The sequence below is a fragment of the Cytobacillus sp. S13-E01 genome (assembly GCF_029193815.1).
Taxonomy (GTDB): domain Bacteria; phylum Bacillota; class Bacilli; order Bacillales; family Bacillaceae_L; genus Bacillus_BV.
On the sequence record NZ_JARFVC010000001.1, the window covers coordinates 162,138 to 173,260 of the forward strand.

The following is an 11,123-nucleotide window of genomic DNA, read 5'->3' on the forward strand; positions in this document are numbered from 1 at the left end:
TTAAATTATAATTATCATCATTACATCAACATATAAGGATTTAAATCTATTGATAAGGTAAGTTGATTTTTACTAATATCTTGCTGATATCTTTCCACAATTTTCTTTAAAATACTTGTCAAGTTTGGTTCTAGCTTGTATTTTACCATGCATTGGTAACGATATCTATCATTGATCCTAGGGATTGGTGAAGCGACTGGGCCTAGGATAATCGCTGAAGCAGATAATTGGTTTCTTAAGTGTGCAGTAATCTTTTCAGTAATTGCTACTACCTTTGTTAATTCGGGATGTGACACGGTAACGAGTGTCAGGAAATAAAAAGGCGGGTAGGCATGGGCTTTTCGCACCCTCATCTCATCAAGATAAAAATGATCAAAATCATGTTTACTCGCTAATGTAACACTATAATGCTCTGGAGTATACGTTTGGATAACAACCTCTCCAGGTAGCTCATGTCGACCCGCTCTTCCGCTTACTTGTGTTAGTAACTGAAACGTCTTTTCCGAAGCTCGAAAATCAGGTAGGTGTAGCATTGTATCAGCAGTGAGTACACCAACTAACGTAACATTTGGGAAATCAAGACCCTTAGCAATCATCTGGGTTCCAAGTAAAATGTCAGCTCTCCCTTCACCGAACTCAGTAAGAAGTTTTTCATGGGCGCCTTTTCTACTAGTGGTATCAACATCCATTCTGATAACCCTAGCCTCGGGAAATATCTTTGCTAATTCCTCTTCAACCTTTTGAGTACCTGTTCCAAAGAAACGAATATAATCACTGTTGCATTCTGGACAAACACTTGGTAAGTGTTCCTCATAACCACAATAATGGCATTTTAACCTTTGATTTGAACGATGATAGGTTAATGATATATCACAATGTGGACAGTTCATGACATAGCCACAATCTCTGCACATCACAAACGAAGAATACCCTCGCTTGTTTAAAAATAAAACGGATTGTTCACGTTTATCAAGCTTTTCCTGGATCTTTTCAAATAAGAGCGCAGAAAACATCGAGCGATTGCCATTTCTTAACTCTTCACGCATATCAATAACTTCAACCTTAGGTAGATCTCGATCATTCATTCGCTTTTTTAGAGTAAGAAGCTTGTACACTTTTTTAGATGCTCTAGCAAACGACTCAAGTGTCGGAGTAGCACTCCCTAAAACAATTGGACACTTATGGAATTTACCTCTTTGAATTGCAACATCCCTAGCATGATACCGGGGATTATCCTCCTGCTTGTAACTCGTTTCATGTTCCTCATCAATGATAATAATACCAAGGTTTTCAAAGGGTGCAAAAATAGCGGAACGTGCCCCAACTACTAAACGGACCTCTTTACGATGAATCTTGCGCCACTCATCGTATTTTTCACCAGTTGAAAGCCCACTGTGTAAAACGGCAACCTGTGAACCAAATCTACCCTTAAATCGATTCACCATTTGTGGTGTCAACGAAATTTCAGGAACAAGGACAATTCCTTCTCTACCTTGTTTTAGCACAGAATCTATTGCTTGCATGTAAACCTCTGTTTTGCCACTACCAGTAACACCATACATCAAAAATACGTCATGATGCAAAGCATTAACAGATTTGAGTATAGGAGTTATTGCGGCAGTTTGTTCTTCTGTTAACTTAAGGGCCGATGTTTGTTTAAACGTTTTATCCTCAAAGGGATCACGATAAACTTCCAGCTTTGTTTCTTTTAATACACCCTTATCAACTAATGATTTAATTGACGAGTCATTGGCAGATATATTTTCTAAAAGTTGTTTAACAGCCACCTTTTGCGGATTTTCAATCATATAGTTCAGTACTTCTTTTTGCTTATTAGCCTGTATTGTTAGTTTTTCTAAAAATACTTGCATGTCAACTGGACTTAAAGCAGGTTCTATTTGTCTGATCACTTTTTTTCTAGCTCGATCCTTTACTCGATAAACTACTTCTAATATTCCATTATGAATACCTTTTTGAATATGTTTTACCAAATCTGACTTCTCAATATCACCCCATGAAACAATACGTGTATCTTTAAACCATGACTGTAATTCGCCATGAAGATCTGTTACTGAATGGTCATCAGATAGAATAATGTCCTTTTCGTATTTAACCTTCATTGCCGTAGGAAGCATTGCTTGAAAAGCAGATATGGCATAGCAAAGAGTCGTTTCCGTTAGCCAAAAACCAATATCTAGAAGCTCTTTATTTAACACAGGGGAAATATCGAGAATAGAAAGGATTTGTTTTAGCTTCGCAAATTCAGATTCGCTTTTTATAGCGATTACAAAGCCCTGTACTTTTCTTGGCCCAAATGGTACAACTACCCTCATTCCTGGTTGGACAACACCCAACCATTTTTCAGGAATAAGATAATCAAATGCGCGGTCCGTTTGTTTTGCTGGTACATCTACAATTACACTTGCTATGTTCATCGATCATCCTCATTGACAAGCTTTTGTATTTCATCAATGATTACTTTCGCAACTTCACCCTTAGATAGGAGTGGTAGCTCAAGAAGGCACCCATTCCGCTTATAAAGTGTGACGATGTTTGTATCACCAGCAAAGCCTGCTCCTTCTTGGTTTACATTATTTGCAACAATCATATCTAAATTTTTAGATGTAAGCTTTTTCTTAGCATATTCTTCAATATTATCAGTTTCCGCTGCAAATCCAATTAACAATTGATGTTTTTTGGATTCCCCTAGTGTTTTGAGTATATCTACTGTTCGTTCCATTTCGATGGAAAGATTGCCAGATTGTTTTTTCATTTTACTATTGTGTATTGTGCTTGGACGATAGTCAGCAACAGCTGCTGTTTTTACAACAATGTCTGCTTCACTATATCGTGTCACAACTTGCTCTAGCATCTCGCCAGCTGATTCAATACGAATTGTTTTTACATTTGTCGGGTCTGCTAATGAGGTTGGTCCAGATATGAGCGTAACATCTGCGCCCGCACGTGCTGCCTCTTCAGCAATTGCATAACCCATTTTTCCACTTGACCTGTTAGAAAAAAAACGAACGGGATCGATTTTTTCTCTAGTTGGTCCAGCTGTGACAATCATGCTCTTCCCTTTTAAAGGTTGACCAGTTGTAAAATGTGAGAGGACTAGATCGACAATTTTTTCTGGTTCTTCTAATCTACCTTTACCAACATAACCACAAGCAAGATAGCCTTCTGATGGTTCAATAAATTTATACCCATCTTTTACAAGAGTATTTATATTCCTTATAACGGCGGGATGATCATACATATGTACATTCATTGCAGGTGCAATCCATACTTGTGAAGTTGTTGCTAGTAAGGTGGTCGTAATCATATTATCTGCAATACCGTTAGCCAGTTTGCCAATTACGTTTGCAGTTGCAGGAGCAACTATCACAAGCTCTGCCCAATCTGCCAAATCAATGTGGGCGATAACGGAAGGGTTCTTCTCATCAAACGTATCAATATATACATCATTTCGGGATAAAGCCTGGAATGTAAGCGGGGTAACAAACTTAGCAGCAGATTCGCTCATGATTACTTTTACCTGTGCCCCTGTCTGAGTTAATTTACTTGTTAATGCGGCTGCTTTATAAACCGCAATACCACCACTTACACATAAAACGATCTTTTTATTTGTTAGCACATTTCCTTCCCCCATTCTCAAAGTCCGAGAACACTTGAAAAGCGCAGGGCGCCGTAACGTGGAACGTCGATTAAGAACCGCCACGTCCTGTGGCGAACATCGACATCAGCACATCCCTGTGCAAGTCAAGCATAAGACAAGCCCTGAATGAAGGCGCTTTTTTGCCTTCTGAAGGGATTGGCTTATACCATAGAGCCGATGGCACCCGGAACTAGACAGTAAAACTAAGTTCAGATTTTTAGATAATATTAATTTTTAAAAAAATAACAACCTTCATTTAAGGTTGTCATTTTATGGTAAAAATTAAAACCTACCCTAAGCTCTTGTTGTAGGCGTTGTATCTGACTCGGCTTTTACATCAGAAGTATAATGTAGTATACCAGCATGGATTTCTTCTAAAGCCTTACCCACAAACTTATGTGAACGTGGCTTTTCAATTTTTTGATCTTTGTTATCTTGCATCTTACGTGCTCTTTTTGATGCAACTGTAACTAAAATATACTTTGAATCTACTTTCGTCATTAATGAATCAATTGAAGGATATAACATGTTTATTCGACCCCCATCATTTTTTTATAACGCCCAGATACTCGTTCGCGACGACAATGCTCTGCGGTTACGATTGATTTTATCCGTTCACACGCAAGCTCAATTTTATCATTTTCAACAACATAATCATATGCATCCATCATTTCAATTTCTTCTTTAGCAACCCTCATACGGTTATTAATTATATCCTCTGTTTCAGTCCCTCTAGTTACAATTCGGTTTTTTAATTCGCTTAAACTTGGAGGCATTAGAAAGATAAGTAATCCGTCAGGAAAGGCTTTTCGAACTTGAAGAGCGCCCTGTACTTCTATTTCCAGGAAGACATCTTTACCTTCTTGTAATGTTTTTTCAACATAATCAATAGGTGTACCATAATAATTCCCAACAAACTCTGCCCATTCCAATAGTTTATCTTCTTTAATTAATCTTTCAAACTCTTCTCGTGATTTAAAGAAGTAATCAACACCATCTACTTCTCCAATACGAGGTTGTCTTGTCGTCATTGATATCGAATACTGAAAAGTTGTATCAGGCTGCGAAAAAATTTCTTTTCTTACGGTTCCTTTCCCAACACCAGATGGTCCTGAAAGAACAATTAGTAAACCTCTTTCATTCATAATAAGAAATCAATCCTACCCTTCATCAGTTAAATCATCTTTATTAGTTAAACGTTGTGCAACAGTTTCAGGCTGAACTGCCGACAATATAACATGGTCACTATCCATAACCATAACGGCACGAGTTCTCCTACCGTATGTTGCATCAATCAGCATCCCCCTGTCTCTTGCATCCTGCACTATCCTCTTAATAGGAGCCGATTCTGGACTAACAATCGAAATAATACGATTAGCTGAAACAATATTCCCAAAACCTATATTGATTAATTTGATACTCATAAAGCTCCCCCTAATATGTCACAATCTATTTTTACCGTGACAGCCACATCATAACCATGCTTTTTTAAAAATATCAGAAAGTATAAAATTCTTTACCTAGTTTAGGTATCTAAATCAGGGCGCCCTGCACTTTTCTTTTATTACTCAATATTTTGCACTTGTTCTTTAATTTTTTCTAATAAACTTTTAACCTCGACCACTTGGTTTGCAATATGACTATCGTTAGCCTTAGAACCAATTGTGTTGATTTCGCGGTTCATTTCTTGAACTAAAAAATCTAATTTTCGCCCTACTACACGATTATTACTATTATGTATTGTTTCAATAAATTGAGTTATATGACTATTAATTCTAGCTATTTCCTCACTAATATCAACTTTTTCTGCAAATATAGCAACTTCCGCTAATAATCTATCCTCATCAACTACCCCAGTTACGAATTCTTTAACTCTTTTTGATATCCTGTCACGGTATTGGCTAACCACTTGTGGGGCTATTTCTGATATCAAACTCATACAATATTTAATGTCATTTAGATGAGAAGATATGTCAGCAAGCAACTGTTTTCCTTCCCTTTGTCTCATCAGTTTAAGCTGATTTGACGCCTTTTTAAGAGTTTCAAGAACAACTTCATGAATCTCTTCATTTCCAGTCTCTATTTCATTTATGGTTGTAATATCATCTAAACTAAACAATTGTTCTAACGTGATATCGCACTCAAGCGAATACCTATCCTTCGTTAGCTTTAATGAATTAAAATAGCTATCCATTAAAGTCCAATCTATATGTATAGACCTTTTAACAAAATTTTCCCCATCTATTGTCAAAAAGGCTTCTATTCGTCCACGATGAACGTATTCACCAATAACTTTTTTCATTTTATCTTCTATTATAGACAAATGTCTAGGCATTCGTACTATAATTTCACAAAAACGGTGATTAACTGATTTTATTTCAGCAGTGACTGAAATGTTATTAGACTCAATATGTGCCCGACCAAATCCTGTCATACTTACAATCATTTCATCACTTCCATTCTTAATAATGCCAAAAGTAAGCTAATAATAATGGAAACACATTATACTACTAATTTTATCATTTTTTCCTGCTAGATAACAGTTACTGTTAGTTTACAAAGATTATACAGTCCATAGCAACTATAAAGGGGCTTACTGCAAATTAATGCGGATTAATAAGAAAAGCTCAGGGCGCCCGCCTATCGGCGACAAGCATAAGACGAGCCCTGACTGAAGGCGTTTTTTGCCTTCGGGAAGGGATTGGCTTATGACCTCAGGTCCGATGGCGCCCGGAGCTAGACGTAGATAGACAGAGACACGAAGTTATACACAACCTTACAATTTTGTAAATTCTTTAACAATAAAAAAAGGTAATAGAGGTTAACTCTACTACCTTTTGGATTATACCATAAACTATTTTCTTTTTGTTGTTAAAAGTGAACCTGCAAGTAAAAAAGTTGGTACAGCTGATAGGCCGATAATTAGCAACCAGTCCTGAAGTATAATCGATTGAGTATGGAATATTGGCTGTAATGGTGGATAATAGATAACAACTAGCATTAATAGCATCGATGAGATAACTGCCCAGACTAAATATTTGTTTTGAAATGGATTTCTGTGAAATACAGACCGTTCACTTCTGCAATCAAATACATGGATTAATTGAGCTAATACGAGTGTTGCAAACGCAATGGTTTGTGCATACCCTAAGTTATTGGGATCCCTGTCATAGATAACCATGAATGCAGCCAAAGTTACAACACCAATCAAGAAACCTCTGCTAATGACTTTCCAGCCTAAACCTCGGGAAAATACTCCCTCTCTCGGATTCCTTGGGTTACGTTTCATGACATTATCTTCTGCTTGATCTAGCCCTAGTGCCATTGCGGGAAGCCCATCTGTTACAAGGTTGACCCAAAGAATTTGTATCGCTACTAAGGGTAAAGGAAGCCCTAACAGCATCGCAAATAACATGACAAGAATTTCACCAACATTTGATGCCAGCAGGTATCTGATAAATTTTCTAATGTTCTCATAAATATTTCTTCCTTCTTTAATAGCTGCTTTAATCGTTGCAAAATTATCATCTAATAAAACAAGTGAAGATGCTTCTTTAGCAACATCTGTACCAGTTATTCCCATAGCAATTCCAATATCTGAAGCTTTAATAGCTGGTGCGTCATTTACTCCATCGCCTGTCATGGCAACAATGTGACCTTTCTTTTGCAGCGCTTTGACAATCTTTAATTTATGTTCTGGAGAAACCCTTGCAAACACATATACGTCCTCAACTATTTCTTCTAATTCCTCGACTGTCATTTTTGATAAGGTGTAGCCATCAAGGACCTTGCCACCCATTGGTAAAATTCCAAGCTGTGTTGCGATAGCCTTTGCTGTTATAGCATGGTCACCTGTAATCATAACCGTTTTTATTCCTGCTTGTTTACATTCCTTAACAGCAGCTTTTACTTCTGGACGTGGAGGATCAATCATCCCTTGCAAGCCAATAAATGTAAGATCTTTTTCAGCTTCATTTTCATTGATCATTTTTTGATTAGAATTAATTGGTTTAAATGCAATCGCAATTGTACGAAGCGCTTGCCCAGCTAAAGTATCAATAGCAGTTTTTACCTCATTTTGATACTCCGAAGATAAATATTGCTGTTTGTTATCCCATAAAATTGATTGGCTCACATTTAATAATACATCAGGTGCTCCCTTTGTAATCACAAATTGTTTACCGGTACTATCCTCTACGACTACACTCATCATTTTTCTAGTTGAATCAAACGGAAACTCATGAATTAATTTAAATTCTGTTTGCAATAGTGCTCTTGTTAGTCCAGCTTTTAAACCGGCAACAAGTAAGGCACCTTCTGTAGGATCTCCATCAACTACATATTCGTCCTTCTTCATTAACAATTCAGCGTTATTACATAATAGGCCAAAGGTGAGTATTTGATGTACAGCCTTCTCGTTCTTTGGATTAATTTCTTGTTCTGCTGTATAAAAGCTTCCGTTAGGATCATATCCTGTCCCACTAACCTGCCACGTATTTCCGCTAGACCAAAGATGTGTAACAGTCATTTTATTTTGTGTTAATGTTCCTGTTTTATCTGAACATATAACAGAAGCACAGCCAAGTGTTTCTACAGCAGGAAGTTTCCTAACGATCGCATTCTTTTTAATCATACGTTGTACACCTAAGGAAAGTGCAACAGTCACAATAGCTGGAAGCCCTTCTGGGATGGCTGCAACAGCTAAGGACACTCCTGCTAAAAACATCGTATATAGATCATGACCTTGTAAAACGCCTACTATAACGACTAATGCAGTTAATACGAGTGCAACAGAAATTAAAATTTTCCCTAATTGTTCTAGCTTTCGTTGTAAAGGTGTTATCATCGTTTCTGCAGATTGTAATAAATCAGCAATTTGTCCCATGGCCGTATTCATACCAGTGGCTACAACAACACCGATACCACTTCCCCTCGTTACCAATGTACCCATAAACGCCATATTTTCCTGATCACCTATATTGACATTATCACCAGTGATAGGCTCAACAAACTTTGGCACCGGCACAGATTCACCTGTTAATGCAGATTCTTCTATTTCTAAACTTTTCGCATCAATAATTCTTATGTCTGCACCAATTCTATCTCCACTTGTAAACTTAACAACATCCCCAGGTACGACCTCTCTCGACGGAATCCGAACCCATTGTTTATTTCTCAATACAAAAACTTGCGGTGCCGATAATTCCTTTAATGCATGAAGCGATTTTTCAGCCTTACGCTCTTGGAAAAAACCTAAAATACCATTTATTAGAACGATGGCCATGATTGCGATTGCATCTATATACTCTCCTAAAAGTCCAGAAATAAGGGTAGCGGCTAGCAATACAACAACCATAAAATCTTTAAACTGCTCTAAGAACACAAGCAAAGCAGATGGTCTTTCAGCCTCCTTAAGTTCATTAAAACCAAGCTGTCTTTGTCTTAGCTGAACTTCCTTATCTGACAAACCTTCTTGAAAATCAGTGTTAATTTTCTCCTCAATTTCTTCGTTTCTCATTTCATACCAATTCATCCAACCACCACACACCCCTCACAAAAAAATCTTCGTCTATGATGACTAATCTCTATGAAAGCTTATTCAGCCTCGTCCCAAAAAATGCTATACTTTTTAATGAGTGATTATTAATCGTTTAATAATTGGAGTTTTTGATGGTCGAAACACTACTTAAAATGGTAATGTTAGGTGTGACTTAAAAACGTACTAAAATGAGAAATGGGTGTTCACTATGTCCTTTGATGGCATTTTCACAAACGCAATTACAATGGAACTTAAGGCAATGTTAGAAAATGGAAGAATATCAAAAATATATCAGCCATATAAAAACGAGCTTATTTTTCAAATCCGAGCAAAAGGTAAAAATCATAAGCTTCTACTATCAGCACATCCTAGTTATGCCAGGCTACATTTAACGGAAGGCACTTATGATAATCCAAGTGAACCACCAATGTTTTGCATGCTTCTAAGAAAACATTTAGAAGGCAGTATTATTGAAGACATCACCCAAGTTGGAATTGACCGTTTAATTGTTTTTACAATTAAAAGTAGAAACGAAATCGGTGATATATCCTATAAACAGTTAATTGTTGAGATTATGGGCCGACATAGTAATATCATCTTAATCGATAAAGACAAACAAATGATTTTTGATAGTATTAAACATGTTTCACTGGCCGTCAATAGGCATCGTACTATCCTACCAGGGCATCCCTATATTTCACCACCTGAGCAGGATAAAACTAACCCATTGACAGTTGACCATGAGACATTCAGTAAGCAGATTGACTACAACGCTGGAAAACTAAGCGAACAAATCGTTAATAAGTTTGCAGGTGTATCACCATTACTTGCTAATGAAGCTGTTTATAGGGCTGGACTAGCTAATCGTAAAACTCTTCCAGATGCCTTCATTTCCTTAATGGATCAAGTTAAGTATGGTCAGTTTCAACCACAAATCATTAGAAAAGGAAATAAAGAGATTTTCTATGTCCTAACACTTTCACATCTTGAGGGAGAATCACAACATTTTTCTTCTATAAGTGAGCTACTGGATCGATACTACTACGGTAAAGCTGAGCGGGACCGAGTTAAACAACAAGGTAATGATTTAGAACGGTTTATTGTTAATGAATTAAGTAAAAATAAGAAAAAGATTAAAAAACTTGAGGCCACCTTAAATGACGCTGAAAAAGCAGACAAATACCAATTACGTGGAGAATTAATTACCGCTAATTTATATGCTATTACACGAGGACAAACTCAGGTAGAAGTAATTAACTATTATGATGAAAACAATCAAACAATGATTATTGACTTAAATCCACAAAAGTCACCATCAGAAAATGCTCAAAGCTATTTTTTAAAATACCAGAAAGCAAAGAAGTCTGTCGCGATTGTAAAGGATCAAATTGAGAAAACAAAGGAGGAGATCATTTATTTTGATTCACTATTTCAACAAATTGAATCTGCTTCTCCAAAAGACCTCCAAGAAATACGCGTAGAACTAATCGAAGAAGGGTATTTACGTGGTCGTCAGAAAAAAGGGCAAAAGAAAAATAAACCACAAAAGCCGGTAATCGAACAATATCAGGCAAACGATGGTACTGAAATTCTTGTGGGTAAAAACAACAACCAAAATGAATATCTAACAAACCGCCTTGCCGCTCGTGATGATGTTTGGCTTCATACGAAGGATATTCCCGGGTCTCATGTTGTTATTCGTAGTAAAAACCCGTCACAGGAAACATTACTAGAAGCAGCTAATTTAGCAGCCTATTTTAGTAAAGCAAAGAAATCTTCTTCTGTACCAGTAGACTTTACATTGATTCGGCATGTTAAAAAACCTAGCGGTTCAAAACCGGGTTATGTTATCTATGACAATCAACAAACTGTATTTGTAACTCCTGATGAAGAACTAGTAATTAAAATGAAAAAGTAATCCGAAAA

8 protein-coding genes are annotated in these 11,123 nt (G+C 36.8%); 1 reads left to right on the plus strand and 7 read right to left on the minus strand.

Annotation, left to right across the window (positions count from 1 at the left end; genetic code table 11):
- Nucleotides 1–20: 20 nt before the first annotated feature.
- From priA to PY093_RS00805, 7 genes are all read right to left on the minus strand, one after another.
- Entirely contained in the window at nt 21–2,435 is a 2,415-nt protein-coding gene (priA, locus tag PY093_RS00775; protein WP_275643941.1) for a primosomal protein N', read from the minus strand.
- Nucleotides 2,432–3,637, minus strand: coding sequence for a bifunctional phosphopantothenoylcysteine decarboxylase/phosphopantothenate--cysteine ligase CoaBC (gene coaBC, locus PY093_RS00780; protein WP_275643942.1), 1,206 nt, complete (start codon nt 3,635–3,637; stop codon nt 2,432–2,434). The genes priA and coaBC overlap by 4 nt, the downstream gene beginning before the upstream one ends.
- A 315-nt stretch (nt 3,638–3,952) precedes the next feature.
- On the minus strand, nt 3,953–4,186 hold the full coding sequence (gene rpoZ, locus PY093_RS00785; protein ID WP_275643943.1) for a DNA-directed RNA polymerase subunit omega: 234 nt from the start codon (nt 4,184–4,186) through the stop codon (nt 3,953–3,955).
- Between the two features lie 2 nt (nt 4,187–4,188).
- Nucleotides 4,189–4,803, minus strand: coding sequence for a guanylate kinase (gmk, locus tag PY093_RS00790; RefSeq protein WP_275643944.1), 615 nt, complete (start codon nt 4,801–4,803; stop codon nt 4,189–4,191).
- A 15-nt stretch (nt 4,804–4,818) separates the two neighbouring features.
- Nucleotides 4,819–5,082, minus strand: coding sequence for an extracellular matrix/biofilm regulator RemA (gene remA / locus PY093_RS00795; RefSeq protein WP_275643945.1), 264 nt, complete (start codon nt 5,080–5,082; stop codon nt 4,819–4,821).
- A gap of 140 nt (nt 5,083–5,222) precedes the next feature.
- Entirely contained in the window at nt 5,223–6,104 is an 882-nt protein-coding gene (locus PY093_RS00800) for a YicC/YloC family endoribonuclease (protein WP_275643946.1), read from the minus strand.
- 408 nt (nt 6,105–6,512) lie between these two features.
- Nucleotides 6,513–9,191, minus strand: a complete 2,679-nt coding sequence (locus PY093_RS00805) for a calcium-translocating P-type ATPase, SERCA-type (RefSeq protein ID WP_275643947.1) — start codon at nt 9,189–9,191, stop codon at nt 6,513–6,515.
- 214 nt (nt 9,192–9,405) lie between these two features.
- Here PY093_RS00805 and PY093_RS00810 point away from each other — a divergent pair, with 214 nt between their 5' ends.
- The gene (locus tag PY093_RS00810; protein ID WP_275643948.1) at nt 9,406–11,115 is read left to right on the plus strand and encodes an Rqc2 family fibronectin-binding protein; all 1,710 of its coding nucleotides are present in this window, start codon (nt 9,406–9,408) and stop codon (nt 11,113–11,115) included.
- Nucleotides 11,116–11,123: the final 8 nt, after the last annotated feature.